This window comes from Variovorax sp. PMC12 (assembly GCF_003019815.1).
Classification (GTDB): Bacteria; Pseudomonadota; Gammaproteobacteria; order Burkholderiales; family Burkholderiaceae_C; genus Variovorax.
In genome coordinates this window covers 364,733-391,302 of sequence record NZ_CP027774.1, presented here as the reverse complement: position 1 = coordinate 391,302, position 26,570 = coordinate 364,733, and the positions used below count along the sequence as shown (strand labels likewise).

Here is a 26,570-nt window from a genome sequence, read left to right as displayed (position 1 = left end):
TTCCATCACACATCAAGAACTTCAATGCAAGGAGCTTTCATGAAGAGCCCTCTACACAAAAAACTATGTCCATTCGCACTGGCTGCGCTCTTGCTGCTGGCAGCGGGGTGCGCGACCGCCGGCGTGAGCTGGTCCATCGGCATCAGTTCTCCGAATATGGTCGTGGTGCCTCGACCGCCGGCGGTGGTCTACGAAGCCGCGCCGAGCTATGTGATACCGGCGCCCGTGTATGCGGCCCCACCGCAGGTCGTTGTTGCTCCGCCGGCGGTCTATCAGCCGCCGTCCGTCGCCCTGCACATCGACCGTGACTCTGACCCCTACTACCACCACAGGCACGACGACGACTGCGACGACGACTAACGCTCGCCGATGCGCGACGCGGCGTGAGGTGCCGTGCGAAACGCGCCTACCCTGAAGTCATTGTCTAACCGCGGGTCGTCGCTCGCGCCGCGTTTCGGTCGACCGCCAGGGCAGCGGACTTGCCGATTCGGGCTAACGGACTGCGGTGATCAATGGAACCATGACTGCGGCTGGCGTGCTGAACGCGCCTGCACTCAAGCACCCAGAGACTCACCGAGGTATGTTGTGAACGACATCGAATCCCTTCTCGAAAACCTGCATTTCCCCGACGCACCCAAGATGGCCGCGGGCCCCTATCCCGGACCGCGCGCGGCCGAAGCCCTGGCGCTGTCGGCTCGCACCGAATCCATGGCGCGCGGCGGCGGCCGCATGCCGGTCGTCATGGACCGCGCCTTCGGCGCCACCTTCAAGGACCCGGACGGCAGCACCTTCATCGACCTGTCGGCCGGCGTCGGCGTGAGCAGCGTGGGCCGCTGCCATCCGAAGGTGCAGAAAGCGATCGTCGAGCAGTCGCAGCAGCTCATGCATGCGATGGAGGTCAACAGCACCCGCCGCACCGAGCTGGCCGCACGCCTGTCGGCCCTGATGCCCGAAGGCCTGCGCAACGACTGCATCACATTTTTCGCGCAGAGCGGAAGCGATGCGCTCGAAGCGGCTGTGAAGTTCGCGCGGCGCGTGACGGGCCGCCACCAGATCATCGCCTTCCACGGCGGCTATCACGGCGTGTGGCATGCGTCGAACGCACTGACCACGGGCACGGCCTACCGCAAGGGCTACGGACCGTTCATGGGCGGCGTGATCCATGCGCCCTACCCGTACGCCTATCGCTTCCCGTTCGACACCACCCACAAATCGGCCGAGCAGATCGCCGGCGAATACGTCGACTACCTGCTGAACACGCCCTACACGGCCGCCGACGACGTGGCCGCCGTGATCGTGGAGCCGGTGCAGGGTGAAGGCGGGTACGTCCCGCCTTCACCCGAGTTCCTGCAGTTGCTGCGCAAGGCCTGCGACCGCAGCGGCACGCTGCTGATCGTGGACGAGGTGCAGTGCGGCGCCGGCCGCACGGGCCGCATGTGGGCGGTGGAGCACACGGGTGTGAAACCCGACATGCTGACCTTCGGCAAGGGCATCGGCGGTGACGTGCCCATGGCCGGCATCGCCATGCGCAGCGAGCTGGCCGCGCGCATTCCCGACGGCTCGGTCCCCAACACCTTCGCTGCGAACTCGCTGTCTGCTGCGGTGGCCCTCGCCAACCTCGAGATCCTGCACGACCCCGCGCTGGGGCTGATGCCGCGCGCGGAGCTGCTGGGCCAGGAAGTCCAGGAACGGGTGCGCGGCTTCCAGAGCCCCTATGTGGGCGAGGTGCGCGGCAAGGGCTTGATGATCGGCATCGAGCTCGTCGAGGACAAGGCCACCAAGGAGCCGCTGGCGCCGCAGAAGGTCGGCCAGATCATGGAATACGTGCTCGGCCACGGCGTGCTGATGGTGCCCTGCGGGCGCTATGGCAACGTGATGCGCGTGATGCCGTCGCTGACCATCTCGAAGCGGCTGCTGCACCGCGCGCTGGATGTCTTTGGCGAGGCGCTGGCCTCGCTCTGAACCGGCCGTGACGCGCACGGCACGGCCGCCTCGCCTACTGCTGGGCGATGCGGGCCGTGAGCTCCGACGCGGCGGTGGTGATCAGCGTGCACAGGTAGCTTTCCTGGAAGGCCCGGAAGCGCTCGTTGCGTCCCACCAGCGTCATGCTGCCGAGCACGCGCTGCTTCTCGTCGAAGATCGGCGCGGCGACGCCCGTGCGGCCTGGGTGAAGCTCGCTTTCGCTGATGCAGTAGCCCTGCTTGCGGATCGCCAGCAGGCCCTTGGAGAAGGACTTCCACTCCAGCCCCTGCTGCTGCCCCTCGGGCGTGCTGGCATGGGCATCGAAGACACGGCGGATCTGCCGCGGCAGCAGGTAGGCCAGCACCACGCGCGAGGTCGCACTGTGGAACAGGTCGATGGGGCGGCCGCGGCCTCCGCCCACAGGCCCGGGGTCGGGGCCGCGGCGGATCAGCACGTTGACCACCGAGTCGCCGTACCACTCGCTGATCACGGCATCCAGGCCCGTCTCCGCCACCAGCTTCTCGACCAGGTCGCGGCTGCGCACCAGGACCGGGTCGTAGTCGGTCATCTGGTGCTCCAGCGCGATGATGCGCGGCCCCAGCGCATAGCCGCGTGGCAGGCGCACCAGGAGGCCGGCATCGCCGAGCTCGCGCAGGTAGCGGTAGGCGCTGGCGGGCGTGTAGCCGAGCTGGTTGCAGATGATCTCGACGTCGATGACCGGCTGGTCGGGCCGAAAGAGATCGAGGACATCGAGCATGCGGCGAAGGCTGTTCATCGTCTGGGAAGTCTGCGGTCGTGAAACAAGAAATCGTACGGGCGCGCAAGCGCGCGGTGCCCTTTATTGTCGGGCACCATCCGCGGACCTGATCGGGAGCCGCGGCGGTCCCGGATCCACGAGATACAGAAACAGATACGCACAACACGAAGCAAGCAAAGACCATGGCCCTCGAGCAACCCATCCACACCCCGCGGCTCGTCCTTCGGCGCTTTTGCGAGCAGGACGCTACGGACCTGTTCGACTACCTGCATGCCCCGACCGCGAGCTGCTTCCTGTCGCTTGCACTCGCTAACGTCGAAGACGCTCGGGCCGAGGCTCGGCGACGCAGCACCGACGGCGAGCATGTGGCCGTGTGCCTTCAGGAATCGGGACAGCTCATCGGTGACTTGTTCGCCATGCAGGAGGACGACACCTTCTCGGTCGGCTGGAACTTCAACCCGCGTTTCGGCGGCACGGGCTACGCCCACGAGGCCGCCGCGGCGCTGTTCGCCCATCTCTTCACCGCCCGGGCCGCGCGCCGGCTCTATGCCTATGTGGAAGACCACAACGGCGCCTCCCGGCGACTGTGCGAGAAGCTGGGCATGCGCGCCGAAGGGCTGTTCCTGGAGTTCATCTCGTTCAGGAACGACGCCCAGGGCAAGCCCGTCTACGAGAACACCATGCAGTACGCGATCCTTCGCAAGGAATGGCTGCGCGCTTCATCGGCTTGACAGGGACACACCGGGCTCAGCCGCGGTCCTTGCCGAGTGCGGCAAAGCGCGGCGGATCGCGTTTCGCCAGCCGCGATGCGGCCAGCCATCCGGCGGCCGCGGCGAGAGGCACGGTGACCACCAGGCCCCCCGAGATACCCCGGCTCGCACCCGTGAGCACATGGAAGTTGCCCACCGCCAGCACCAGCACCACCAGCAAGCCCGCGCAAGCCAGCAGCGGCAGCACGCGGATACGCATCTGGCCATAGCCGTGCGACTCTGCCCTGAAGAAACGCACCACCGCCACGGCCGTCGCGATCATCAGCACCAGCAGGCACAGCGTGGCGAGGTTGCTGAGCCAGGCAAACTGGGTGAGCACCGGGTCGGCGCCCAGCAGCGCGAACAGCCCGACCGCCACGGCGCTGAGCGCCGTCTGCAGCAACGAGGCCACGTGCGGGCTGCGGTGGCGTGCATGCGTCCAGCCCAGGCGAGCGGGCATCAGGCCCTCGCGGCCCATGGCGTAGAAATAGCGCGCGCTGGAGTTGTGGAAGGCGATCAGCCCCGCATAGATGCTGGCGATGAACATCAGGCGCAGCAGCACCGTCAGGCCATGGCCCGCATAGGTGTCCGACAGCAGGTACAGCAGGTTGGTCGGATCGGCCAGTGCCGTGATGGTGGCCACCACCTGGTCGCTGCCCGCGCCGAGCACCAGGCACCACAGCGAGAAGGAATAGAAGCCCCCCACCAGCAGCAGCGCCGCATAGGTGGCGATGGGAATGCTGCGCTTCGGATCCTTGGCCTCTTCGCTGTAGATGGTGGTCGCCTCGAAACCGATGAAGGCCGCGAAGCAGAACAGCAGGCCGATGAAGGGGTTGCCGCTGGTGAAGGCCTCCGGCGAGAAGGAGTGCGCGTCGATGCCGTGCGCACCGCCCCTGGACAGGATCAGCACGTCCAGGGCCAGCACCGCCAGATACTCGGCCACCACGAAGACCGCGAGCACCCGCGCCGAGAAGTCGATCTGCCGGTAGCCGAAGACCGCCACGCTGGCCATCGCGGCGAAGGCGAAGGCCCACCACGGCACCGCCAGGCCGAACTGCGTCTGAAGCGTCTCGGACGCCACCGCGCCGAGCAGGCCGTAGAGCCCGAACTGCAGCGTCACGTAGCCGAACACCGCCACCATGGCGGCCGCCCCGCCCGCCCTGCCGCCCAGGCCGCGTGCCACCATCGCATAGAAGCCCCCGGCACTGGTCACGCAGGTGGCCATGGCGGTGTAGCCGGTCGCGAACATCAGCAGCAGCCCGAGTGCCACCAGCACCAGCACCGGCGTGCCGGCGCCGTTGCCCAGCATCATCCCGATCGGGAAGCCGCCCGCGACCACGCTCAGCGGACTCGCGGCCGAGATGACCAGCAGCGTGATGAAGCCGGCACTCAGCGTGCCGCGGCGAAGGCTGGTGGCGTGGGGGTGGCGCGTTTCCTGGGCAGGTGTCATCGCGGGAGTCAGCGTTTCCATGGTGCGTCGCAATGCATGCCGCGCGCAAACGCGTGCAGCGTGGGGAGGGAAGGCCATGCACCGCAGTGCCGGCCGCCGAGAGAGGCAGTCTAGAAAGGCATGCCCGGGCAGCGGTATCCCGGATCGGCAATCCGGGAACGCGCGCGCGCTTCAGGCGTCATGCCACCTGGCCGCCCGCGGCGTCTGCGACGGCAGTTCGCCGAAAAGCTCCTGGTACTCCGCCGCGAAATGGCTCAGGTGGAAGAACCCCCACTGCCCCGCCGCGTCGCCCACGGTCAGGTCGCCGGCGCGGCTGCCCATCAGGGCGCGGCGCACACCGTTCAGGCGCACCGAGCGCAGGTAGCTCAGCGGCGTCGTATCCGCCACCGTGCGAAAGCTGTTCTGCACCGTGCGCCGGCTGACCTGCAGACGCTCGCACAACTCCATCACGCTCGGTGCGCTCATGGTCTCGGCCATGGCCATGCGGTGGCACTTCTCGACGATGAAATCCTGGGTGGAACTGCCGCTGCGTTGATGCCGGTCGCAGGCCGGGTCGATCACCAGTTGCACGAGCTCGCCCAGCAGCGCCTGTTCCAGTTCGTCCTGCCGCGCGGGGGTGCCGCTGAGTTCGTCGTTGACCAGCGCTTCGGAGAACATCGCCATCAGGCGCTGGCGGCATTCGGCGAAGCGCTGCGCCGGCACCTTGATGACGGGCTGGCGCAGCAGCCGGGCGATCTCTTCGGCAAAGGGGATTTCCAGGAGCGCAGCGTCGAAGAAGGCACGCTCGAAGGTGATGGACAGCAGGTCCATGCCCGTGGGCATGTGGAACATGAACTCCTCGCCGCCGCGCAGAAAAAACAGACTGTTGTCGTCCGCGTCGCGTCCCTGCATGCGGGCGGTGCCCGGAATGGCGATTGGAACTGCGAAGCACACGCGCTGGCCGGGCGCCTCGCCTTGCTGGACCACGCGCTGGTTGATGCGTTCGCGAAAGACGTGACAGCGGTCGCTGGACAGCTGCTGCAGCGAACTCTCGAGCGCACCGGCCGTCAGCTGGCTGTAGAGCTGGCTCCAATGGGCCACCGATGCGGCATGGGCATGGACGTCCTGGAAATGGCGGATGCTTCGGATCATGGCGTGGAATCCTTGCTCAGAAGAAGCTCGGTTGCGCTCCAAATAAATGCACATTTATCGAATAGAAGAAATTTTGCATATATTGAGTTCGGTGTCAGACAGAGGAAACCCGATGGCGGAAACGCGAAAGGGGTAGGGCCATCTCAAGCAGCGGCAGTCCTGTGACGGCCAACCTTCTGAGATGCTCGATTTCGACAAAGCAATAAACGTGCAAGACCGAGTGCGATCCCTCGCACTGTGGCGGTGCGCCGCGCATGGCAGCCGTGGCGCCCTCGCCAGCGTGCATGCGCGTTGCTGATTTGGGCTAACGCAGCGCGGTGCCCTCCCCGGACACTGCGGCCGCTCGAACATCCGCAGACACCATGACCCAGAACCTCAAGCATTTCATCGAAGGCGCCCACGCCGAAGCCTCCGACGGCGCGCGCATGCGGCTCGTCAGCCCCGTGGACGAACAGGAATACGGCAGCGCCGCCCGCGGCACCGCCGAAGACGTCGACCGCGCCGTGGCCGCGGCCCATGCCCAGCTCGAGGGCGGCGCCTGGAGCCGGCTGCACGCCGGCCAGCGCGCCCAGCTGCTGCTTGGCCTCGCCGACCTGGTCGAGCGCGACACGGCCCTGCTGGCCGACATGGACGCCAACGCCATCGGCCGCTCGCCGATGGAGCCGCGCATGATGGACGTGCCCAACGCCGTCGCCAACCTGCGCGCGGCCGCCGGCTGGACCCAGCAGCTCGAAGGCCGCACGGTGCCCACCGGGGGCTACATGGGCACGCCCACGCTGTCGTACACGCTGCGCGAGCCCGTGGGCGTGGTCGCGGCCATCGTGCCGTGGAACTCGCCGCTGATGATCACCGTGTGGAAGCTCGCCGCCCTGCTGGCCGCCGGGTGCACCGTGGTGGTCAAGCCCGCCGAGGAAACGCCCCAGTCCGCGCTGCACCTGGCGCGGCTGGCGCAGGAAGCAGGCTTTCCCGACGGCGTCATCAACGTGCTGACCGGCTTCGGCGACGTGGTGGGCCGCGCGCTGTGCGAGCACCCGCTGGTTGCCAAGATCAGCTTCACCGGCAGCCCCGAGGCGGGCCGCGCCATACAGCGCATTGCCGCACCACTGTTCAAGCGCGTGACGCTGGAGCTCGGTGGCAAGAGCCCGCAGATCGTGTTCGACGATGCCTCGTTCGACGACGCGCTGCGTGGCTGCGCCATGGGCCTGTTCGTCAACCAGGGGCAGGTGTGCGCTGCCGGTTCGCGCATCCTGGTGCAGCGCAGCCTCGCCGAGCCGTTCGCGCAGGCGCTGGCGCAGGCGGCCCGGGCGGTCACTGTCGGCGACCCGCGCCAGGCCGGCGTGCAGATGGGGCCGGTGGCCAAGAAGGCGCAGTTCGAACGCGTCAACCGCTACATCCAGCTCGGCCTGGACGAAGGCGCGGTGCTGCTGGCAGGCGGCGTCTCCCGGCCCGAGAAGGGCTGGTTCGTGCAGCCCACCATCTTCGCCGGGGCCACCAACCAGATGACCATCGCCCGCGAAGAGATTTTCGGCCCGGTGGGCACCGTGATCCCCTTCGAGACCGAGGAGGAGGCCGTCGCACTGGCCAACGATTCGTCCTACGGACTGGCGGCCACGGTGTGGACCACGCAGCTCGCGCGGGCGCACCGCGTGGCCGCGCGCGTCAAGGCCGGGGCCGTGGGCGTGAACTGCTGGAGCCCGCTGGACGCCAACCTGCCATGGGGCGGCCTCAAGACCAGCGGCATCGGCCGCGAAGGCGGCCTGCCCGGCGCGCTGGCGTACACCGAGGAAAAGGTCGTCACCGTCCTGCTGCCGGCCTGAGCCCCGGGCCTGCATCGCAACGCACCGCACAAGGAAATCTGAAATGGGTTGGCGCAACACGATCGACGCCTGGGGGCGGGCCTCGATGCTCTTCCACTGGGCCACGGCCGCAGCCTTCATCACGGCCTACGTGGTCGTGTACTACGTGATCTGGTTCGTCGATCCGCAGACCAGCATCAAGCCGGGGCTGTTCGGCACCACGCCCGATGCCGAGCGGGTGGTGCCGCTGCTCAACATCCATTGGGTGCTGGGCCTGTCCATCGGCTTCCTCACGCTGCCCAGGCTCCTGTGGCGCATCGCCGGCGGCGTGCCGCGGCATGTCGCCGGCTCGCGCCTGGAGCGTCTGTCGGCCGACGCGGCGCACTGGGCGCTCTACGCCATCCTGATCCTGATGCCGCTGTCGGGCTACATGACGACCTACGACCCGACCGACTTCGGGCTGTTCGCGATCCCTGCCTGCCGCGACACCGCCATCGCAGCCGCGATACGCGACACCTTCGGTCTCTCCGTTGCGCAGCTGGAAGATGCGGCCTGGGCGGTGCACAGCTTCATCGGTGCCTGGCTGGCCTGGCCGCTGCTGGTGCTGCACGTCGGGGCCGCGCTGCTGCACCACTTCGTGCGCAAGGACGCCGTGCTGCGGCGCATGCTGCCGCTGCGTCGCAGCACCGGCTGATCCCCCCTCCGCCACACGGCCCGCACAACGCCCGGAGCGGTGCGGTCGCGTGGCCGCAAGCAGATGCCGATCTCGGATAACGGCCGGCACCGCCTCCCTCCGATAGTCCAAAGACCCCACTGCCGGTTGGTAAAGCGGGCATCGGCGCAGCCCGGGCACGGTCCGGGCGATCCGGATCCACACACCTCGCCTCTTCATCTTTCAGGAGTTCCCATGACCCAGCACTGTGCAAGAACCCTTCGCCCTCTCGCCCTGGCGGTGGCCGTCGCCGCCGGCCTTCTCTGCCCCGGTTTCTCCGCCATGGCAGCGCCCGACGCGGCCCAGCTCGACAAGCTCACGCCCTCGGGCGCGCAGCGCGAGGGCAACGCCGACGGCAGCATTCCCGCCTGGCAAGGCGCGGAGCCGCCGCTGGCAGGCTGGGAATGGGGCAAGCTGCGGCGCGACTTCTGGAAGCACAAGGACGAGAAGCCGCTGTTCACCATCGATGCGGCCAACGTCGACAAGTACGCCGACAAGCTCTCGGCCGGCCAGGTCGCCATGCTCAAGCAGCGCAAGGACTACCGCATGGACGTCTATCCGTCGCACCGCACCTGCGGCGTGCCGGATTTCGTTGCGGCCAACACGCGCAAGAACGTGGGCACCGCCCAGCTCAACGACGACGGCTGGAGCCTGAAGGAAGCGACCGTGCCGGGCTATCCGTTCCCCCTTCCTTCCAACGGCGTGGAGGCGATGTGGAACTCCAAGATGCGCTACCGCGGCGTGGGCGTCGACTACAAGGGCACCATCACCGCCGTCTCGCCGCGCCGCGGCAGCACCGAGTGGATCCGCGCCGATTCGGAGCAGACGGTGTTCATTCCCTCGGGCGCCAAGGGCTCGCAGCAGCTGTCGTCGCTGCCGCCGGTGGAGTTCTACGTGTACTTCGGCTACACCTCGCCCGCCGCGCTGGCCGGGCAGGCCCTGGCGATCACCCAGTACATGAACCAGGCCGAGAACGAGACCTTCTACTACTTCCCCGGCCAGCGCCGCGTGCGCCGCATGCCGACCTACTCGCACGACTCCCCGCAGATCGGCATGGAGAACCAGTACACGCTGGACGAACCGCAGGTCTTCAACGGCGCGCTCGACCGCTTCGACTGGAAGCTGGTGGGCAAGAAGGAGATCTACGTTCCCTACAACGCCTTCGGCGCCTACGACTTCAAGGCCAAGTTCGAGGACGTGGCGCGCGACGACTTCATCGCGCAGTCGCATCGCCGCTACGAACTGCACCGTGTGTGGGTGGTGGAGGCCACCGTCAAGGCCGGCATGCGCCATTCGGCGCCCAAGCGCACCGTCTACCTCGACGAAGACAGCTGGGCGCCGCTGTTGATGGACGACTTCGACGGGCAGAACAAGCTCGCCAAGATGCGCGAGGGTTTCCTCATCCCGGTGTACGAGACCGGCTCGTGCGACGCGATGGCCATGGTGCAGAACAACCTGGCCGAGGGCCGCTACGTCTTCGACACGCACACGGTGGGCGTCGGCAAGGACATCCGCTGGTTCACCGAGCCGACCGGTCCGCGCATGCGTTCGGGCTTCTTCACGGCCGACAACCTGCGCGCCATCAGCGAGCGCTGAGCGCCGCGCTTCGAACTTCGAACCACGACAACAAGCCCCGAGGAGAAGACCCGATGAACTTCACCGCCCGCCACGCCAGCACCTTCGCCCGGCTGGGCGCCGTGCCCGCCGCCTGCCTGCTCGCCGCGACGGGGGCCGCCCATGCCTTCACCTTCGAGACCGACAACGTGCGAGGGAGCTTCGACTCCACCATCACCATCGGCACCGGCATCCGCGCCAAGGACCCCTCCTGCACGCTCGTCATCCAGGGCGCGGTGGGCGTCGGCGCACCCGCCGGCTGCCTGGCGCCGACTTCTTCGCTGGGCGACCAGGGCAACCTGAACTACCGCAAGGGCGATGCCTTCACCACCTACGTCAAGGGCAGCCACGAGCTGCTCCTGAAGATGCCCGACGACATCACCTTCCTCGGGCGGGTGAACTGGGTTCGCGACCTTACGGCCACCCAGACCACCGGCTACACCAGCGCCGCCGCGCCGCAGTACCTGCCCGGCGGCCTGGCCAGCGACGCGCGCAGCGACCTGCGCTTCAAGGCCCGGCTGCTGGACTTCTGGGTGAGCAAGACCTTCCAGCTCGGCGGCGAGACGGCCCGCGTGCGCGTGGGCAACCAGGTGATCAGCTGGGGAGAAAGCCTCTTCCTGCCCGGCGGCATCAACGCAACCAACGCACTGGACATCATGCGGCTGTCGCAACCGGGCACGCAGCTGAAGGAGGCGGTGCTGCCCGCGCCCATCGCCAGCTTTGCCACGGGCCTGGGCCATGGCCTCAACTTCGAGGCCTACGTGCAGTCGCGGTGGAACGGCAACTACATGCCGCCCACCGGCTCCTACTGGTCGGTGGCCAACGGCATGGGCAAGGGCCACGACGCCTACGGGCTGATCCAGACGAAGCCGAAGAACGGCGGGCAGTGGGGCACCGCGCTGAAATGGCAGCCCGAGGGCACGCAGCTGAACTTGGGCGCCTACGTGATGAACTACAACGACAAGTCGCTGAACTTCAGCACCAACGCGGGCGGCACCGGCCGCCCGGGCTGGGCCTACCCGGAGAACCGGCGCCTCTACGGCCTGAGCGCCAACATGCCGGTGGGCGACTGGTCGGTGGGCACCGAGCTGTCGTACCGTCCGCGCGACGCCGTGGCGCTGAACCCGGCGGCGAGCGGCTGCTCGTTCAACCACGGCAACTGCTGGGTCGACGAGAAGAAGCTGCAGTGGCACCTGACCGGCATGCTCAGCCTCACGCCGAACAACGCGGGCGGCGTGCTGCGCTTCCTGGGCGCTGACACCGCGACGCTGATGGCCGAAACCGTGGTGGTGCGCTATCCCAACCTCAAGCCGTACTACGGGTCCGATCCGATCGCCGCGGGTGCGTGGGGCTGGGGCCAGGAGTTCAGCGCCGCGGGCACACCGCAGCCTGTGGGGTCCAAGACGGCGTGGGGCTACAACCTGGACTTCAGCTGGGTCTACGACGGCACGCTGATCCCGGGCTGGCAGGTGATCCCCGAGGTGTACTACTTCCAGGCCGTGAAGGGCCGCACGCCCAACGGCGCGGGCCAGTTGATGGAGGGAGCCAAGTCGGTCAACCTCGTCGTGACCTTCGTGCAGAACCCGGCGAAGTGGCAGGCCTCGATCAACTACGCAGCCTTCTTCGGCGGCAGGCGCGTGTTCGACCAGCCTTACCGCGACCGCAACTTCGTGGGCCTGACCCTGTCGCGCAACTTCTGACCCCGCGCGCGCCTGCTGAAAGCACTCCGTGTCCGATCCCGACCACTCCCTCGCCCCCGCTTCCACGCTGCAGCGCAACGTGCAGCGCCTGGAAGCGTTCTGCTTCTCCCATCGCCGAGGCATCCTCGTCGCGCTGGTCCTTTTCACGCTGGCCATGGCGTGGTTCGCCGCGCAGCTGCGCATGGACGCCGGCTTCGACAAGCAGATGCCCTCGGGCCACGAGTACATCCGGACCTTCCAGACCTACCGCGAGGACGTGCTGGGGGCCAACCGGCTCAACGTCGTGGTCAGGGCCCGCCACGGCACCATCTGGACCGCGCCGGCCCTCAAGCGCCTGTACGAGGTGACGCAGGCCGTCACCTACCTGCCGGGTATCGAGCGGCTGGGCGTGCAGTCGATGTGGACACCCAACAGCTTCGTCAACGAGATCACCGAGGAAGGGTTTCGCGCCGACCCGCTGATCGACGCGACCATCACGCCGGATCGGCTCACGCCCGAGACCATCGCCGGCATCCGGCGCGCGGCGGCGCAGGGCGGCTTCATCGGCACCCTGGTGTCGCGCGACCAGACCAGCGCCATGGTCACGGCCGAGCTGGCCGAGTACGACGCACAGGGACGCAAGCTGGACTACGTGGCCTACAACCACCTGCTCGAAGAGAAGATCCGCGCGCGGTTCGAGGACGGCGACTTCGAGGTCCAGATCATCGGCTTCGCCAAGCAGATCGGCGACATCGCCGATGGCGCGCAGTCGGTGGTCAAGTTCTGCCTGGTCGCGCTGCTGCTCACCGCCGGCGCGGTGTACTGGTACTGCCGCTCGGTGCGCTTCACGCTGCTGCCCATCGCCTGCTCGCTCGCCTCGCTGGTGTGGCAGTTCGGCACGCTGCGGCTGCTGGGCTTCGGGCTCGATCCGCTGGCGGTGCTGGTGCCTTTCCTCGTGTTCGCGATCGGCGTGTCGCACGGCGTGCAGCAGATCAACTACATCGTGCGGCGCATCTCTCAGGGCCACACGACCTACGAGGCCTGCCGCGACAGCTTCGGCGGCCTGCTGATCCCCGGCACGCTGGCGCTGGTGACGGCCCTCGTCTCCTTCGTCACGCTGCTGATGATCCCGATCCCGATGGTGCGCGAGCTCGCCATCGCGGCCTCCCTGGGCGTGGCCTACAAGATCGTGACCAACCTCGTCATGCTGCCAGTGGCGGCCTCCTTCTTCGAGGTGAGCCGCGACTTCGCCGACCGGGCCCTGCTGCAGCGCGAGCGCCGCTCGGGCTGGCTGCGCGTGCTGGCCCGGCTTGCCCAGCCGCGCCCGGCGGCCGCAATGCTGCTGGTCACCGCGGTGGTGTTCGGCGCCGCCGTGTGGCAAAGCCGCGACCGCGTGGTCGGCACCTTGCAGCCCGGCGCGCCGGAGCTGCGCGAGGACGCCCGCTTCAACCGCGACGCCGCGTCCATCGCACGCAATTTCGACACGGGCCTGGACTGGTTGACCGTGGTCTTCGAGGCGCCGCCCGAGAGCTGCGCGAACGTGAACATCGGGCTCTACCAGGACCGTTTCGTCTGGGCGATGCAGCCGGTCGAGGGGGTGCTCTCGATCTCGTCGTACGCCGGGCAGCTGCGGCTCTACAACGAGGGCTACAACGAAGGCAACCCCAAGATGTCCGTGGTGCCCATCGATGCGGCCAACTACGCCGCCCTGTCCACCGAGATCGCCCGCATCCGCGGCACCATGCGCAAGGACTGCAGCATGACGGCGGTGAACCTTTTCCTGACAGATCACAAGGCCACCACCATCCAGCGCGTGATCGATGCGGTGAAAGCCTTCCGCGACGGCCATCCCATGCCCGGCGTGAACATCCGCCTGGCCGCGGGCAACGCGGGCGTGCTGGCGGCCATCGACGACGAGGTCGAGAAGAGCGAGCTGCCCATGATGCTGTACGTGTACGCGGCGATCGTGGTGCTGGTCTTCCTGGTCTACCGCGACCTGCGCGCCGTGGCGGCCTGCTGCCTGCCGCTCACGGTGGGCACCTTCATCGGCTACTGGTTCATGAAGGAGCTGCAGATCGGCCTCACGGTGGCGACCCTGCCGGTGATGGTGCTGGCGGTGGGCATCGGCGTGGACTACGCCTTCTACATCTACAACCGCCTGCTGATGCACATGGCCGCGGGCCAGTCCATCGTCAAGGCCATCGAGCACGCCATCCTGGAAGTGGGCACGGCCACCATCTTCACCGCCATCACGCTGGCCGTGGGCGTGGCGACCTGGTCCTTCTCGCAGCTGAAGTTCCAGGCCGACATGGGCAAGCTGCTGGCCTTCATGTTCATGGTGAACATGGTGATGGCGATGACCGCCCTGCCCGCCCTGGCGGTATGGCTCGAAAGGCTCTTCCCGCGCCGCAAACTGGTGCGGGCGACCGGGCTGCAGCACCACTGAACCCCATCCCACGATCGAAGATGAAACCGACTTTTCTCCTCGCGCGCGCGGTCCTGGCCAGCGCCCTCGTTGCCCTCCCGCTGGCCTGCGCGGCGCAGGCACCTCAGGCAAAGGAAGCCACCGCCGCCAACGATGGCGCACCCGTGCTGGTTCCCGCGCTGCGCGCCGCGCATGCCGCCCATGCCACGATGCTTGCCAGTACCCTCGCGGGCGAGCGCATCGTCGCGGTGGGCGATCACGGCGTGGTGCTGCTGTCGGACGACGGCGGCCGCAGCCACCGCCAGGCACGCCAGGTGCCGGTGGACGTGGCGCTGACCTCGGTCTCCTTCATTGATGCCCGGCGCGGCTGGGCCGCGGGCCACTGGGGCGTGATCCTGCACACCACCGACGGCGGCGAGACCTGGCAGGTGCAGCGCAGCGACGCGGCGCAGGACAGGCCGCTCTTCGCCGTGCACTTCTTCGACGACAGGCAAGGCGTGGCCGCGGGCCTGTGGTCGCTGGTGTTGCGCACCGAGGACGGCGGCGCCCACTGGGAGCCCGTCGAACTGGCGCCGCCGCCGGGCGGCAAGCGCGCCGACCTCAACCTGTTCGGGCTGTTCGCCGACGCGCGCGGCCGGCTGTTCGCGCCGGGGGAGCGCGGCATGGTGCTGCGCTCGGGCGACAAGGGCCGCAGCTGGAGCTACATGCCGACCGGCTATGCGGGCTCTTTCTGGAGCGGCATCGCGGGCCCCGGCGGCACCTTGCTGGTGGCCGGGCTTCGCGGCTCGATGTACCGCAGCCTCGACGACGGCGGCAGTTGGCAGCGCGTGGATACGCACACGGAGTCGTCCATCACCGCGCTCGCCGGCGCCGGCTCGAAGATCGTCGGTGTCGGGCTCGACGGACTGGTGCTGGACAGCGAGGACGGCGGCGCGAACTTCACCGCCAGCACGCGCGAAGACCGCCTGCCCCTGACCAGCGTGGTGCTGGACGGTAAGGGCCGCGCGGCGATGTATTCGCGCCAGGGCGTGGTGGCAGCCGCCGGCGCCAAGGATCCGTCGGCGCGCTGAACGCCCCGGACCCGGGAGGACGCGGGCTACTGGCGGAACACACCCTCGGCGGCCGTCTCGGCGAGCGCCCGTCGATCGTTGGGCGTCTCAAGCTTGCGCACGCCATCGGGCAGCACGGCCGGATCGCCCTTCCTGCCGACAGCCACGACCGTCTCGATCGCATAGCCCTGCGGCAGCTGGATGGCCTCGCGCAGCTTCTCGGCGTCGAAGCCGGCCATCGCATGCGCCGACCAGCCCGACAGCGTGGCCTGGAACGCGAGGCTGGCCCAGGCGGCGCCGGCATCGAAGGAATGCCACTGGTTGGGAGCCGCCTCGGTGCGGCCCGGGAACAGGGCCTCGCGCTGCGAGACCACCACCACCAGCGCGGCGGCTCGCTTCGTCCACATCTGGTTGAACTCGACGAGGCTGTCGAAGATGGGTTGCCAGGCGGGTGTGTCGCGTCGTGCGTAGATGAAGCGCCAGGGCTGCACGTTGTACGCCGAGGGCGCCCAGCGGGCCGCTTCGAGCAGGCTCATGAGCGCCGGCTCGGCGATGCTCTCTTCGGCGAAGGCGCGCGGCGACCACCGGTTGGTGAACAGCGGGTCGATGGGATGGGCGGATTGGCGGGGATTGCTCATTGAAGACTCCAGGGAACGATGGAAAGAAGATGCGGCACGGCGGTGCCGCGCGGGAAAAGCGAATGCGCTTGAGCCGGCCGTCAGGCGATGCCGGCCATGTTGATGTACTTGACGACCAGGTAGTCCTCGATGCCGTGGCGCGAGCCCTCGCGGCCCAGGCCCGACTGCTTGACGCCACCGAAGGGCGCGACCTCGTTGCTGATGAGACCGGTGTTGACGCCGACCATGCCGTACTCCAGCTGCTCGGCCACGCGCCACACGCGGCCCAGGTCGCGGGCATAGAAGTAGCTCGCGAGGCCGAACTCGGTGTCGTTGGCCATGCGCACGACCTCGGCTTCGTCGCGGAAGCGGAAGAGCGGCGCAAGCGGGCCGAAGGTTTCCTCGCGCGCCACCGTCATCGCCTGCGTCACGCCGGTCAGCACGGTGGGCTCGAAGAAGCTGCCGCCCAGCGGATGGCGGTGCCCGCCGCTGAGCACCTGTGCGCCCTTTGCCACCGCATCGGCCAGCTGCTCCTCCACCTTGCGCACGGCGGCCTCGTCGATCAGCGGGCCGATGCGCACGCCCTCTTCGTCGCCGGGCCCCACCTTGAGCGCGCGCAGTGCCTCGGCCAGCTTCTGCGCGAAGGCATCGTAGACGCGCTCGTGCACGTACAGCCTGTTGGCGCACACGCAGGTCTGCCCCGCGTTGCGGAACTTGGCCACCAGCGCGCCTTCGACCGCCGCGTCCAGGTCCGCGTCCTCGAAGACGATGAAGGGCGCATTGCCGCCCAGTTCCATCGACACCTTCTTGACCGTGGCCGCCGTCTGCTGCATCAGCAGCCGGCCCACTTCGGTGGAGCCGGTGAAGCTGAGCTTGCGCACCACGGGGTTGGTGGCCAGTTCGGTGCCGATGTCGCCGGCGGATCCGGTCAGCACCGACAGCACGCCCGCGGGCACGCCGGCGCGCTCGGCCAGCACCGCCAGCGCCAGCGCCGTGAGCGGCGTCTGGCTCGCGGGCTTGACCACCATCGTGCAGCCGGCCGCGAGCGCCGGCCCGGCCTTGCGCGTGATCATGGCCGCGGGGAAGTTCCACGGCGTGATGGCCGCGCACACACCCACCGGCTCGCGCACGACCACGATGCGCTGCGAGGCCACGGGTGAAGGAATGGTCTCGCCATACACGCGCTTGGCCTCCTCGCCGAACCACTGGATGAAGGAGGCCGCATAGCCGATTTCTCCGCGCGCCTCCGCCAGCGGCTTGCCCTGCTCGGCCGTCATGATGCGGGCCAGGTCTTCCTGGTGCTGCAGGATGAGCGCATGCCAGCGCGCAAGGATGGCCGAGCGTTCGTGCGCGGTGCGCCGCCGCCACTGCGGCCAGGCGGCTTCGGCCGCCCCGATGGCGCGCCGCGCGGCGGCGGCGTCCAGCCGTGGCACGTGGGCGATCAGCGCACCGGTGGCGGGGTTGGTGACAGCGATGGTCTGGTCGGCGGATATCCATTCGCCCGCCACCAGGCATTGCTCGCGCAGCAGCAAGGGGTCGTCGAGTTTCAGCATGAGGATCGAATTCAGATCTGGGTGATGAGCTTGGTACTGAGAAAACTGTCGAAGGACTCGGTGCCGCCTTCGCTGCCGAAGCCGCTGTCCTTCACGCCGCCGAACGGCAGCTCCGGATGCGCCATGCCCGAGTGGTTGATGTTCACCATGCCGGCCTCGAGGCCGTCGCCCACGCGGGTCGCGGTCTGCAGCGAGCGGGTGAAGACATAGCTCGCGAGGCCGAAGGGCAACGCATTGGCCTGATGCAGCGCCTCGTCCACGGTGTCGAAGCGCGACATCGCCGCCACAGGGCCGAACGGCTCTTCATGCAGTACGCGGGCACGCCGGGGCACGTTGGCAAGCAGCGTCGGTGCGTGGAAGTGGCCGTGCGTCCCGATGCGGCGGCCACCCGTCAGCAATTCGGCGCCCATCGCGCGGGCGTCCTCCACCAGCGCCTGCACGGCCTGGAAACGGCGCTCATGGATCAGCGGGCCCATCTGCACGCCATCCTCCAGGCCGTGGCCCACCTTCACGGCGGCCAGCGCGTCGGCGAAGGCGGCGGCGAAGCGGTCATGGATGCCCGACTGCACGTGGAAGCGCGTCGGCGACACGCAGACCTGGCCGGCGTTGCGCGTTTTCAGCCGCGCCAGCAAAGCGACGGCGGCGTCGACGTCGGCGTCGTCGAACACCAGCACGGGCGCATGGCCGCCCAGCTCCATGGTCATGCGCTTCATGTGCAGGCCGGCCAGCGCGGCCAGCTGGCGGCCCACCGGAACCGAGCCGGTGAAGGAGACCACGCGCACCAGCGGCGACTCGATGAGCTGGCGCGAGATGTCCGCGGGCACGCCCCACAGCAGGTTGAACACGCCCGGCGGCAGGCCCGCATCGTGGAACAGGCGTGCCATGGCCACCAGCGCGCTGGGCGACTCCTCCGGCCCCTTGAGCACGATGGGGCAGCCGGCCGCGATGGCGGCGGCGGCCTTCTTCATGGCCTGGCCGAAAGGAAAGTTCCACGGGCTGAAGGCGGCGCACACGCCCACCGGCTCGCGCACCACCAGCTGGCGCACGCCTGGCTGGCGCGCGGGCACCACGCGGCCGTAGACGCGGCGGCCCTCCTCCGCATGCCAATCGACGTGCTCCGCGGCGTTCAGCACCTCGGCCACGGCGTCGGCCAACGGCTTGCCGTTGTCCAGCGTCATGGCGCGGCCGATCTCCGGCGCGCGCTCGCGCGCCAGCGCGGCCACGCGGCGCAGCAGGTCCGAGCGCTCCAGCGGCGACACGCGCCGCCAACCGGCGAAGGCTGCATGGGCGGCCTGCACGGCGGCCTCGACGTCTTCGGCCTCGGCCCACGGCAGCAAACCCAGCGGCTGCAGCGTGGCGGGATCGTGCACGGCCTGAGTGCGCCGGCCCTGCGCGTCGATGAAGCGGCCGGCGATGTAGAGCGAGAGTTCTGGGTACATGGTGAGAAGGCCCGCGGCGCGGGCAGGTTGGCGCGGGCAGTTGGGCGCGGTTGGCGCGAGGCTTCAGGCCGCCAGGGCCTCGGCCTGCGCGAGGGATTGATTGGCTGCGGCCTGCGGCCGTGCCGTGTCGTCGGGGCCCAGCACGGCCTCGCAGAAGCGGCCCAGTTCGGCCACGGCGTCGGCCCGGCGGCCCACGGCGGCGACGAAGCGGTCCGGGCGGATCAGCACCCAGTCCACGTCCTTGCCCTGGAACCAGAAATGCAGCGTGTTCTCCAGGTCCTCGATCACCGTGCCCGAGAGCTGCCCAGGCATCGGCGAGCCCGCCTCGTTGCCCATGCTGCGCGAGCGCACGGCCACATAGTGGTCGCAGCCCAGCCGGGCGAGCTGCGCGTGCAGCACGGCGGGCGCGCCTTCCAGTGCGTCGCAGCGCCAGCTCAAGAGGGCAAAGCGCGCGCCGACCACGTCGTCGAGCTTCTGCGGCCGTCCGCGCTCGCGCTCCACGTTGGGCTGGATGAACATGCGGCCCACCAGGGCGTCGCGCCCGGCCACGCCGCTGTTGCGCACGATGCCCTTCACGAAACGTGGCATCGGCTTGAACTTCATCTGCAGCACGTAGTCCCGCACCTTCGGAATGCCCCGGATCGCCATGAAGAAGCAATCGCGCGCCCAGGCCAGCAGAGGGTTGCGCTGCGACAGCACGGCGCCGAAGGTGTCGGCCAGGTCGATCATGGCCTTGGCATGGGCGTGGCGTTCCTCGTGGTAGCTGGCCAGCAACTCGGGCCGCAGGCGGCCCTGGAGGATCCAGGCCAGCTTCCAGCCCAGGTTGAAGGCATCGCGCAGCCCGGCATTGAGGCCCTGGCCGATCCACGGCGGCGTGATGTGCGCGGCATCGCCGGCCAGGCAGACGCGGCCCGCGACGAAGCTGCCCGCCACGCGCGAGTTGTGGGTGTACACGCGCGCCCGGATGACGTTCAGCGCCGCCGGGTCGGCCACATGCCGGCCCAGCAGCTCGCGCACCTTGCCGGGCGCGAGCATCTGCTCGCCGTCCTCACCGGGAAAGAGCATGAACTCCCAGCGCCGCAATCCGTAGGGCAGGCGCAGGCAGACATAGGGACGCCCGGGTTCGCAGTGCAGCGCGGTGTAGGGTGCGTCCAGCGGATCCTGGTCGCATTCGATGACCACCCACTTGGCCGGGTGTGTGCGGCCCTCGTAGGGCAGCCCGAGCATCTCGCGCACGGTGCTTCGACCGCCGTCGCAGGCGACCGCGTAGGCGGCGCGCACCTGGTGCTCGGCGCCGGCCTCGTCGCGCAGGGTGGCGCTCACGCCCGCCTCGTCCTGCGCCAGGTCCACCAGCTCCAGGCCGAGCCGCAACTGCACATGGTCGAAGCGCGCGAGCCCGCGGCGCAGCGTCCTCTCGCCCAGGGGCTGCGAGAACAGGTTGCGGCGGAACCAGCCGAACTCGCGCGTGCTGGGCAGGATCTCGGCGAAGCATTGCTTGCGCGCGGTGTACATGCGCATGGGCACGTTCTGGATCATGTCGCGCAGCATCTCCTCGGCCAGGCCGGTGGACTGGAAGGTGCGCAGGGCCTCGTCGTCCAGCCCCACCGCGCGCGGAAAGTCGAACACCGCGGTGCTGCGCTCGACCACCAGCGTGTGCACGCCATAGGTGCCCAGCAGGTTCGCCAGCGTGACGCCGACAGGGCCGGCACCGATGATGAGGACGGGGGCTTCCACGGAAGCGCTCATGGGAACTCCTTGGGACTTGGACGGGAACGGCGGCCTGTGCGAGGGCCTCAGGCGGGCGAGAGCAGCCGGCTCTCCTGGCGCAGCAGCAGGTGGCGCACCTGCTTGCGGAATTCCGCGAAGGCCGGGTCGGCCATCAGTGCGGCACGGCGACGTGCGCGGTCGTCGAGGCTGTCGAAGGCCCAGTGGAAGACCAGCTGGTTGATGTCGCCGCTTTCCGGCGTCATCAACGCGACCAGTTGTCCGAGCGTGCGGGTCTGCAGCTCGCGGCCACACTCGTTGTAGATGCGCAGGTAGTCGCGCACGCCGCCGGGCACCAGGGTGTAGGTTCTGAGTTCGTGGATCATGGGTGGGGTCGGCCCGAGGCGGCCGCCTCGGGCCGCTTCAGGAAGGCAGTGACGGCCGTCGCGAAGAGCGCCGGCTGGTCGTCGTGGACATAGTGGCCCGCATCGGGAATCTCGAGCGTGGAGATGCGCGGGTTGAGGGTTCGCATGCGCTCGGCCATGGCCGGCTGCAGGTAGTCGGAGCGGCCGCCGCGCACCACGAGCGTGTCGCACTGCAGCTGCTTCACGCATGCGGCAAGGTCCACCTGGCGCGCGGGGTCGGGGTTCAGGCGCGTGGCGGCGATGCCCGCATGGTCGTAGCGCCAGGTGAAGCCGCCGCCACCCACCGGCTTGAGCATGCTGTGCAGCCGCTGCTGGCGCGCCTCCTCCGTCACCGTGGGGCGCAGTGCGCGCATGAACGTGGCGGCTTCGTCCCAGGAAGCAAAGGCGGTGGGCGTGCTCGCCAGTTCCTTGCGGATGCGGGTGGCACCGTCGCTCGCGTCGAAGGCGCCGGGGCCGGCATCCTCGATGACCAGGCGGCGCACCTTGCCGGGATGTCGCGCGGCATACACGATGGCGTTGATGCCGCCCATCGAATGGCCGAGCAGGTCGAAGCGCTGCAGGCCCAGTTGCGCCACCAGCGCCTCGACGTCGGCGACGTAGGTGTCGGTGTAGTAGCCGTGCCCCGGGTCCCAGTCGGTCTCGCCGCGGCCGCGCTGGTCGAAGGCGATCACGCGGAACCCGGGCTGCAGTGCGCCCGCCACGCCCGCGAAGGTCTCGGCATAGCCGCGGATGCCGTGGAGCATCAGCACGGGCCAGGCGTCGGGCTCGCCCCATTCGGTGATGTGGAAGCCCAGGCCATCGTGGCTCAGGCGGTGGTCGCGGCGTTGCATGTGCGGCTCTCCGGCGGCGCTCAGACGAGGCCGTCCTCGCCCTTGATTTCCGAGGCCTTCAGGCCGCCCAGGCGCGCGTTGAGCCGTCCGCGCGTGGCGAAGGCCCAGATCAGCACCACTTCGTCGCGGTTGGGGCCGTCGCCGAACATCGCCGAGACGGTGTCGTAGTGCGAGCGAACGTACAGCGCGTCCTTGTGCGCCAGCGGAATGTCGATGACGGTGCCGGGCCCGCCGCGCTTGCCGGTGGACGGCACCCACGACTTGCCGCCGCCCACGCCTTCACGCACCGGGTTGGCGGCGGGGTTGGTCAGCAGCGCGTTGCCGTGCTCGTATTCGCCGTCGATGCCCACCAGGCAGGCCTTGCCGTAACTCTCGATGGCCTGGCCGCCCGCGGCCTCGCGGATGCGGCGGCCGAACTCCCTTCCGAGCTCGGGCGAGGGCGCGATCCAGGACGACAGGTCTTCGACGTAGCGGCCCGCGAAGGGGTTGCGAAGGCAGGCGGCGATGACGATCTTGCGCAGCGGCTCGCCGTCGGCGGGTGCGCCGGTCTCGCCGGCCAGGGTGTCCTCGATCTGGAGGTACCACTTGCGGATGTGGAAGGCGCTGAGGTCGGGGGTGCTCATGTTGATCGTGTCCAGGAATGGGAATGGATGGAGTGGAGGTGCAGCAGGCAGTCGCTTACAGCGGCTGCAGGTCCAAGGCGTTGCTGGGCGCGTTGTATTCGCCCAGCAGGCGCTTGGCTTCCTCGTCGTCGTGGACGAGTTCGAGGAAGAATTCGAAGCGGTGGCCATCGGGGTCGTGGAAGTACAGGCCGTAGCCCACCTTGTGGTCGGTGGTCTTGACCACCTCCACGTTCTTGCGCAGCAGCATGCCGTAGAGCCGGCGCAGGTCGTCCAGGCCGCCCTCGATCTCCAGGCCGTAGTGCTGCATGTTCACCGTGCCGCGGCTGGCGGCCTCGGGCTCGTCCACCTGGATGAGCGCGATGTCGTGGTGCTTCTGCCCGAAGGAGAGGAACACCCATCGCGCCCCGCGCGCCGTGACCTGCATCCCCAGCACTTCCTCGTACCAGGGTGCGGACGCGAAGGGGTCCTTCACGAACAGCGCCAGGTGCGTGCGGCGGATGCGCGGACGGACCTCCTCGACAGTGCTGCCGGTGCCGTCGGTGGGCACGGGGTTGCGGGTGTTCATGGCCGGCCTCCTCGCGTCAGTGGATGGACTGCGGATGCGCATGCACCGGCGCCACGAAAGGCGTCCAGGCCACCGAGGTGATCTCGCTGAAGTCGCGCCATTCCTTGAACCAGCTGCGCCCGCCGTTGGTGGAGCGCAGCAGGTGGCCGTACTTGGTGCCGGCGAACAGCAGGCCGCGGTCGCTCGCATGGGCCCCGAAGGTCCACACGGTGGAATTGGGCGCGGTGTTCAGCAGCGTCTGTGCCCAGGTCTGGCCGCGGTCGCCCGAGCGATAGATGCGGGTGCGCGAACCCGGCGTGCCGTCGCCGATGGCCAGCAGCAGCTCGCGGCCCTCGGCGTCCAGCGGCTGCACCGTGCGGGTGTAGTACAGGCCGTCGAAGCGGTCCTTGGACGGGTGGCACACGAAGCTCTCGGCATCGTCGACGCTCTCGCACACCGAATTGACGGTCACCACGATGTGCTTGGCCGGCGCATCCCGGGTGGCCGGCAGCACCGAGATGGCATGGATGTCGGAGTTGTTGATGCCACGCCCGGGCGTGTCGATGCGCTCCCAGCTGTCGCCCGCATCGCGCGTGCGCCAGGCGCCGCCCTCCTCCACGCCGAACCATGCTTCGCCGGCGCGCTGCGGATGGAAGGCAATGGTCAGGATGCGCGGGCGGTGCACGCCGGAGCAGAACTCGGGCAGCTCGACGTCGAGCAGCTCCCAGCTCAGGCCGCCGTCGCGCGAGCGGTGCATGCGCGAGCGCGACGGCGCGCCGGTGCCGGCCAGCACCAGCTTCGGGTCCAGCGGGCTGAAGGCGAGCGCCCAGACGGTCTGGCCGTCGGCCGGCGAGGCCATGCGCTGGAAATGCGCGCCGCCGTCGATCGACAGGCAGATGCCCACGTCCGCGCCGGCCAGCACCCGGCTGGGGTCGGCCGGGTCCACGGCCAGCGCGCGCACCGTGCCGTCGAACTCGATGGCCTCCTTCAGGCCCAGGCGGTGCCAGGTGGCGCCGTCGTCCGCGCTGCGCAGGATGCCCTGCCCTGCCGTGCCCACGAGAATGGTTCCGTTCATGTCTGTGACTCCTTGGATGGATGGCTCAGAGGAAGATGCCGCGCGTGATGCCGCCGTCGACCGCGATGGATTCGCCGGTGATGGCCGCCGCGCGGTCCGAAGCGAGGAAGAGCACCACGTCGGCGATCTCGCCGACCTGCAGCACGCGGCGGATGGGCGTGGCCTTGGCGTAGTTCGCCTCGACCTGCGCGGGCGTGAGGCCCTGCAGCCTGGCTTCCTTCGCGTAGAGCTCGTGGATGTGCGGCGTCTCCACCACGCCGGGGTGGATCACGTTGACCGTGATGCCCGAGGGGCCGAGCTGGTCCGACAGCGTCTTGGTCATGTGCGCCACGGCCACGTTGCGCAGGCCTGAGAGCTGCTTGCTGCCGCGTCCGGTCAGGCCGCCGATGTTGATGATGCGGCCCCAGCCGCCCTTTCGCATGTGCGCCGCGCAGGCCTTGGCGAAGCGCATGTAGCCCACGACCTTGATGTCGATGTCCTGCAGCAGGCCTTCGGGATCGGCGTTCTCGATCTCGCTGCGCACCAGCCCGCCCGGATGGGCCGCGCCGTTGACCAGGATGTCGATGCGCCCGAAGTGCGCCGCCGCCTTGTCGACGGCGGCTTGCACCTGCGCGGTGTCGCTCACGTCGGCGGGCGTGGCCAGCACCTCCACGCCGGTCTTCGCGGTGATTTCCCGTGCGGCCTGCTCGAGCGCGTCCCGGCTGCGCGCCACGATGGCCACGCGCACGCCTTCGGCCGCGAAGGCTTCCGCCACTGCCCGGCCGATGCCCAGGCTGCCGCCCGTGACCACGGCCACCTTGCCCTTGAGTCTGAGATCCATCTTCGATTGCTCCTTGAATGCGTTGCGGCCCGCCGCTGAGTTCAGAGGGCCATTTCGATGAGGGCCGGGCCGCGGCGCCCGAAGGCGGCGCGCAGCTGGACCGTGAGTTCTTCGGCCGTGGCGGCGCGGGTGGCCGGCACGCCATAGGACTGCGCCAGCCCCACCCAGTCGATGCGCGGCGAGTCGAGCGCGGTGAGCGCCTCGGCGCGCGCGCCCAGTGCAGCGCCGCCGCGGCGCAGTTCGTTGCGCAGGATGGCGTACTGATGGTTGGCGGCGATGAGCACGACCACGTCGAGCTGCTCGTGCGCCATCGTCCACAGCGCCTGGATCGTGTACTGCGTGCTGCCGTCGGACAGCAGTCCCACCACCCGCCGCCCGGGGCAGGCGATGGCCGCGCCCACCGCCACGGGCAGGCCCTGGCCGATGGCGCCGCCGGTGTTGGTCAGCGTCGTGTGCGGCGCCGCGGCGGCCGATGCGGCATAGAAGGGGTAGCCGCAGGTGCCGCCCTCGACCGAGACGATGGCGCCTTCGGGCAGCGTGCGCGTGAGCACCGCGCCGATGGCCGCGGGCGTGAGCGCGCCGGTGGGTTCGGCCGGCAGCGGATGCACGGGCGCTTCGCAGGCCGGAGCCTGCAGCGCATCGGCCAGCTGCTCCAGCGCCTCGGCCACCGGATGGCCGGGCTCGCCCACGGTCAGCAGGCGATCGGCCTCGACCAGCAGGCTGGGGTGGCCCGCGTAGCCGAAGTAGGTGACGGGCGGCAGCGCGCCGGCCAGCACCACCAGGTCGGCCGGATCGAGCACGGCGCGTGCCGGCTCGGGAAAATAGGGCAAGCGGTCGAAGGCCGGCAGGCCCTGGCCACGCTCCGCGCGGGCCGGGAACGTTTCGGCATAGGCCGTGGCGCCCAGCGCTGCGCACAGCCGCGCCGCGGCATGTTGCGCCCGTACGCCCAGGCCGCCGAGCTCGCCCCCGCCACCCAGCAGGAAGACGATGCGGCGCGCCGTGCGCAGGCGCTGTGCGCAGGCGGCGATGCCGATGGCCGCGGCACGGGCTGCGGCTGGCGCCGGGGCGTCGGCGTCGTTGGACGCGCCGCGCAGCGGCTCGGCCTGGAAATCCGCCGGAAAGATCAGCGTCGCCCCCTGCCCGCCGTTGGCGAGCGACTGGCGCACCGATTCGGCGGCGGCGCGCGGCGCATCGGCCGTGCTGGCGATGCGGTGCACCCAGCCCGACACCGGCCGCGCCAGCGATTCGATGTCCGAGGTCAGCGGCGCATCGAAGGGCAGGTGCCAGCTGGTGTGGTCGCCGATCAGGTTGACGATCGGCGTGCGCGCGCGCCGCGCGTTGTGCAGGTTGGCGATGCCGTTGGCAAAGCCCGGGCCCAGGTGCAGCAGCGTGGCGGCGGGCCGCCCGAGCATGCGTCCGTAGCCGTCGGCCGCGCCAGTGCAGACGTTCTCCTGCAGGCCTATCACGCAGCGGATCGAATCCTGGCCCTCCAGGGCGCGCACCAGGTCCAGTTCCGTCGTGCCGGGGTTGGCGAAGCAGGTGTCCACCCCTTCGCCGGAGAGCGCCGCCCACAGGGCCTGGGCGCCAGTCTGCTCAGTCATCGCCGATGTCCTCTC

The 26,570-nt window shown here is 69.3% G+C and carries 23 protein-coding genes; 9 read left to right on the top strand and 14 right to left on the bottom strand.

Annotated features, from left to right (window positions below; all coding sequences use genetic code 11):
- The first annotated feature begins 162 nt into the window (after window positions 1-162).
- Both C4F17_RS29270 and C4F17_RS29265 read left to right on the top strand, forming a co-directional pair.
- On the top strand, window positions 163-360 hold the full coding sequence (locus C4F17_RS29270; protein ID WP_159053769.1) for a hypothetical protein: 198 nt from the start codon (window positions 163-165) through the stop codon (window positions 358-360).
- Window positions 361-585: 225 nt separating this feature from the next.
- Window positions 586-1,962: an aspartate aminotransferase family protein gene (locus tag C4F17_RS29265; protein ID WP_234383133.1), complete on the top strand. Its 1,377-nt coding sequence runs from the start codon at window positions 586-588 to the stop codon at window positions 1,960-1,962.
- Window positions 1,963-1,996: 34 nt separating this feature from the next.
- Here the strand turns inward: C4F17_RS29265 and C4F17_RS29260 are convergent, their stop codons facing one another.
- Window positions 1,997-2,737 carry an IclR family transcriptional regulator gene (locus C4F17_RS29260; RefSeq protein WP_106937971.1) on the bottom strand — a complete coding sequence of 247 codons (741 nt, stop codon included), beginning with the start codon at window positions 2,735-2,737 and terminating at the stop codon, window positions 1,997-1,999.
- A gap of 164 nt (window positions 2,738-2,901) precedes the next feature.
- Here C4F17_RS29260 and C4F17_RS29255 point away from each other — a divergent pair, with 164 nt between their 5' ends.
- Entirely contained in the window at window positions 2,902-3,450 is a 549-nt protein-coding gene (locus C4F17_RS29255; protein ID WP_106937970.1) for a GNAT family N-acetyltransferase, read from the top strand.
- A gap of 16 nt (window positions 3,451-3,466) precedes the next feature.
- Here the strand turns inward: C4F17_RS29255 and C4F17_RS29250 are convergent, their stop codons facing one another.
- Entirely contained in the window at window positions 3,467-4,939 is a 1,473-nt protein-coding gene (locus C4F17_RS29250; RefSeq protein ID WP_106937969.1) for an APC family permease, read from the bottom strand.
- A 150-nt stretch (window positions 4,940-5,089) separates the two neighbouring features.
- Window positions 5,090-6,049, bottom strand: a complete 960-nt coding sequence (locus C4F17_RS29245) for a helix-turn-helix domain-containing protein (RefSeq protein WP_106937968.1) — start codon at window positions 6,047-6,049, stop codon at window positions 5,090-5,092.
- Window positions 6,050-6,411: 362 nt separating this feature from the next.
- Between C4F17_RS29245 and C4F17_RS29240 the strand changes: the two genes are divergently transcribed.
- The 6 genes from C4F17_RS29240 (at window position 6,412) to C4F17_RS29215 (ending at window position 15,345) form a co-directional block, all read left to right on the top strand.
- Window positions 6,412-7,866 carry an aldehyde dehydrogenase family protein gene (locus C4F17_RS29240; protein WP_106937967.1) on the top strand — a complete coding sequence of 485 codons (1,455 nt, stop codon included), beginning with the start codon at window positions 6,412-6,414 and terminating at the stop codon, window positions 7,864-7,866.
- 43 nt (window positions 7,867-7,909) lie between these two features.
- Complete coding sequence (locus tag C4F17_RS29235; protein ID WP_106937966.1) at window positions 7,910-8,539, top strand: cytochrome b; 630 nt, start codon at window positions 7,910-7,912, stop codon at window positions 8,537-8,539.
- Window positions 8,540-8,752: 213 nt separating this feature from the next.
- Window positions 8,753-10,153, top strand: a complete 1,401-nt coding sequence (locus C4F17_RS29230) for a DUF1329 domain-containing protein (protein WP_106937965.1) — start codon at window positions 8,753-8,755, stop codon at window positions 10,151-10,153.
- Between the two features lie 53 nt (window positions 10,154-10,206).
- On the top strand, window positions 10,207-11,871 hold the full coding sequence (locus C4F17_RS29225) for a DUF1302 domain-containing protein (protein WP_106937964.1): 1,665 nt from the start codon (window positions 10,207-10,209) through the stop codon (window positions 11,869-11,871).
- Between the two features lie 28 nt (window positions 11,872-11,899).
- Window positions 11,900-14,296 (top strand): efflux RND transporter permease subunit, encoded by a 2,397-nt coding sequence (locus tag C4F17_RS29220; RefSeq protein WP_106937963.1) that lies wholly within the window; start codon window positions 11,900-11,902, stop codon window positions 14,294-14,296.
- Between the two features lie 20 nt (window positions 14,297-14,316).
- Entirely contained in the window at window positions 14,317-15,345 is a 1,029-nt protein-coding gene (locus C4F17_RS29215) for a WD40/YVTN/BNR-like repeat-containing protein (protein ID WP_106937962.1), read from the top strand.
- A 26-nt stretch (window positions 15,346-15,371) separates the two neighbouring features.
- Here C4F17_RS29215 and C4F17_RS29210 read toward each other — a convergent pair whose 3' ends face one another.
- From C4F17_RS29210 to C4F17_RS29160, 11 genes are all read right to left on the bottom strand, one after another.
- On the bottom strand, window positions 15,372-15,962 hold the full coding sequence (locus C4F17_RS29210) for a nitroreductase family protein (protein ID WP_106937961.1): 591 nt from the start codon (window positions 15,960-15,962) through the stop codon (window positions 15,372-15,374).
- A gap of 80 nt (window positions 15,963-16,042) precedes the next feature.
- A complete protein-coding gene (locus tag C4F17_RS29205; protein ID WP_106937960.1) occupies window positions 16,043-17,494 on the bottom strand; it encodes an NAD-dependent succinate-semialdehyde dehydrogenase in 1,452 nt (483 codons plus the stop codon).
- 11 nt (window positions 17,495-17,505) lie between these two features.
- Entirely contained in the window at window positions 17,506-18,933 is a 1,428-nt protein-coding gene (locus C4F17_RS29200) for an NAD-dependent succinate-semialdehyde dehydrogenase (protein ID WP_106937959.1), read from the bottom strand.
- 63 nt (window positions 18,934-18,996) lie between these two features.
- Window positions 18,997-20,679, bottom strand: coding sequence for a bifunctional 3-(3-hydroxy-phenyl)propionate/3-hydroxycinnamic acid hydroxylase (locus C4F17_RS29195; protein WP_106937958.1), 1,683 nt, complete (start codon window positions 20,677-20,679; stop codon window positions 18,997-18,999).
- A gap of 47 nt (window positions 20,680-20,726) precedes the next feature.
- On the bottom strand, window positions 20,727-21,023 hold the full coding sequence (locus C4F17_RS29190) for an NIPSNAP family protein (protein WP_106937957.1): 297 nt from the start codon (window positions 21,021-21,023) through the stop codon (window positions 20,727-20,729).
- Window positions 21,020-21,892 (bottom strand): alpha/beta fold hydrolase, encoded by an 873-nt coding sequence (locus tag C4F17_RS29185; RefSeq protein ID WP_106937956.1) that lies wholly within the window; start codon window positions 21,890-21,892, stop codon window positions 21,020-21,022. Before C4F17_RS29185 ends, C4F17_RS29190 begins: the two co-directional genes overlap by 4 nt.
- 20 nt (window positions 21,893-21,912) lie before the next feature.
- A complete protein-coding gene (locus C4F17_RS29180; RefSeq protein ID WP_106937955.1) occupies window positions 21,913-22,515 on the bottom strand; it encodes an amino acid synthesis family protein in 603 nt (200 codons plus the stop codon).
- 55 nt (window positions 22,516-22,570) lie between these two features.
- The gene (locus tag C4F17_RS29175) at window positions 22,571-23,080 is read right to left on the bottom strand and encodes a VOC family protein (protein WP_106937954.1); all 510 of its coding nucleotides are present in this window, start codon (window positions 23,078-23,080) and stop codon (window positions 22,571-22,573) included.
- Between the two features lie 16 nt (window positions 23,081-23,096).
- A complete protein-coding gene (locus C4F17_RS29170; RefSeq protein WP_106937953.1) occupies window positions 23,097-24,134 on the bottom strand; it encodes a glycosyl hydrolase in 1,038 nt (345 codons plus the stop codon).
- Window positions 24,135-24,159: 25 nt separating this feature from the next.
- The gene (locus C4F17_RS29165) at window positions 24,160-24,954 is read right to left on the bottom strand and encodes an SDR family NAD(P)-dependent oxidoreductase (protein ID WP_106937952.1); all 795 of its coding nucleotides are present in this window, start codon (window positions 24,952-24,954) and stop codon (window positions 24,160-24,162) included.
- Window positions 24,955-24,995: 41 nt separating this feature from the next.
- The gene (locus C4F17_RS29160) at window positions 24,996-26,555 is read right to left on the bottom strand and encodes an acetolactate synthase large subunit (RefSeq protein WP_106937951.1); all 1,560 of its coding nucleotides are present in this window, start codon (window positions 26,553-26,555) and stop codon (window positions 24,996-24,998) included.
- Window positions 26,556-26,570: the final 15 nt, after the last annotated feature.

What these genes read in the sequence shown, in the direction of transcription:
- C4F17_RS29250 (WP_106937969.1), bottom strand. Translation starts at nt 4,939, where the DNA reads ATGGAAACGCTGACTCCCGCGATGACACCTGCCCAGGAAACGCGCCAC.
- C4F17_RS29215 (WP_106937962.1), top strand. Translation starts at nt 14,317, where the DNA reads ATGAAACCGACTTTTCTCCTCGCGCGCGCGGTCCTGGCCAGCGCCCTC.
- C4F17_RS29180 (WP_106937955.1), bottom strand. Translation starts at nt 22,515, where the DNA reads ATGAGCACCCCCGACCTCAGCGCCTTCCACATCCGCAAGTGGTACCTC.
- C4F17_RS29160 (WP_106937951.1), bottom strand. Translation starts at nt 26,555, where the DNA reads ATGACTGAGCAGACTGGCGCCCAGGCCCTGTGGGCGGCGCTCTCCGGC.
- C4F17_RS29240 (WP_106937967.1), top strand. Translation starts at nt 6,412, where the DNA reads ATGACCCAGAACCTCAAGCATTTCATCGAAGGCGCCCACGCCGAAGCC.
- C4F17_RS29175 (WP_106937954.1), bottom strand. Translation starts at nt 23,080, where the DNA reads ATGAACACCCGCAACCCCGTGCCCACCGACGGCACCGGCAGCACTGTC.
- C4F17_RS29225 (WP_106937964.1), top strand. Translation starts at nt 10,207, where the DNA reads ATGAACTTCACCGCCCGCCACGCCAGCACCTTCGCCCGGCTGGGCGCC.
- C4F17_RS29210 (WP_106937961.1), bottom strand. Translation starts at nt 15,962, where the DNA reads ATGAGCAATCCCCGCCAATCCGCCCATCCCATCGACCCGCTGTTCACC.
- C4F17_RS29185 (WP_106937956.1), bottom strand. Translation starts at nt 21,892, where the DNA reads ATGCAACGCCGCGACCACCGCCTGAGCCACGATGGCCTGGGCTTCCAC.
- C4F17_RS29170 (WP_106937953.1), bottom strand. Translation starts at nt 24,134, where the DNA reads ATGAACGGAACCATTCTCGTGGGCACGGCAGGGCAGGGCATCCTGCGC.
- C4F17_RS29245 (WP_106937968.1), bottom strand. Translation starts at nt 6,049, where the DNA reads ATGATCCGAAGCATCCGCCATTTCCAGGACGTCCATGCCCATGCCGCA.
- C4F17_RS29230 (WP_106937965.1), top strand. Translation starts at nt 8,753, where the DNA reads ATGACCCAGCACTGTGCAAGAACCCTTCGCCCTCTCGCCCTGGCGGTG.
- C4F17_RS29200 (WP_106937959.1), bottom strand. Translation starts at nt 18,933, where the DNA reads ATGTACCCAGAACTCTCGCTCTACATCGCCGGCCGCTTCATCGACGCG.
- C4F17_RS29255 (WP_106937970.1), top strand. Translation starts at nt 2,902, where the DNA reads ATGGCCCTCGAGCAACCCATCCACACCCCGCGGCTCGTCCTTCGGCGC.
- C4F17_RS29260 (WP_106937971.1), bottom strand. Translation starts at nt 2,737, where the DNA reads ATGAACAGCCTTCGCCGCATGCTCGATGTCCTCGATCTCTTTCGGCCC.
- C4F17_RS29235 (WP_106937966.1), top strand. Translation starts at nt 7,910, where the DNA reads ATGGGTTGGCGCAACACGATCGACGCCTGGGGGCGGGCCTCGATGCTC.
- C4F17_RS29205 (WP_106937960.1), bottom strand. Translation starts at nt 17,494, where the DNA reads ATGCTGAAACTCGACGACCCCTTGCTGCTGCGCGAGCAATGCCTGGTG.
- C4F17_RS29195 (WP_106937958.1), bottom strand. Translation starts at nt 20,679, where the DNA reads ATGAGCGCTTCCGTGGAAGCCCCCGTCCTCATCATCGGTGCCGGCCCT.
- C4F17_RS29165 (WP_106937952.1), bottom strand. Translation starts at nt 24,954, where the DNA reads ATGGATCTCAGACTCAAGGGCAAGGTGGCCGTGGTCACGGGCGGCAGC.
- C4F17_RS29190 (WP_106937957.1), bottom strand. Translation starts at nt 21,023, where the DNA reads ATGATCCACGAACTCAGAACCTACACCCTGGTGCCCGGCGGCGTGCGC.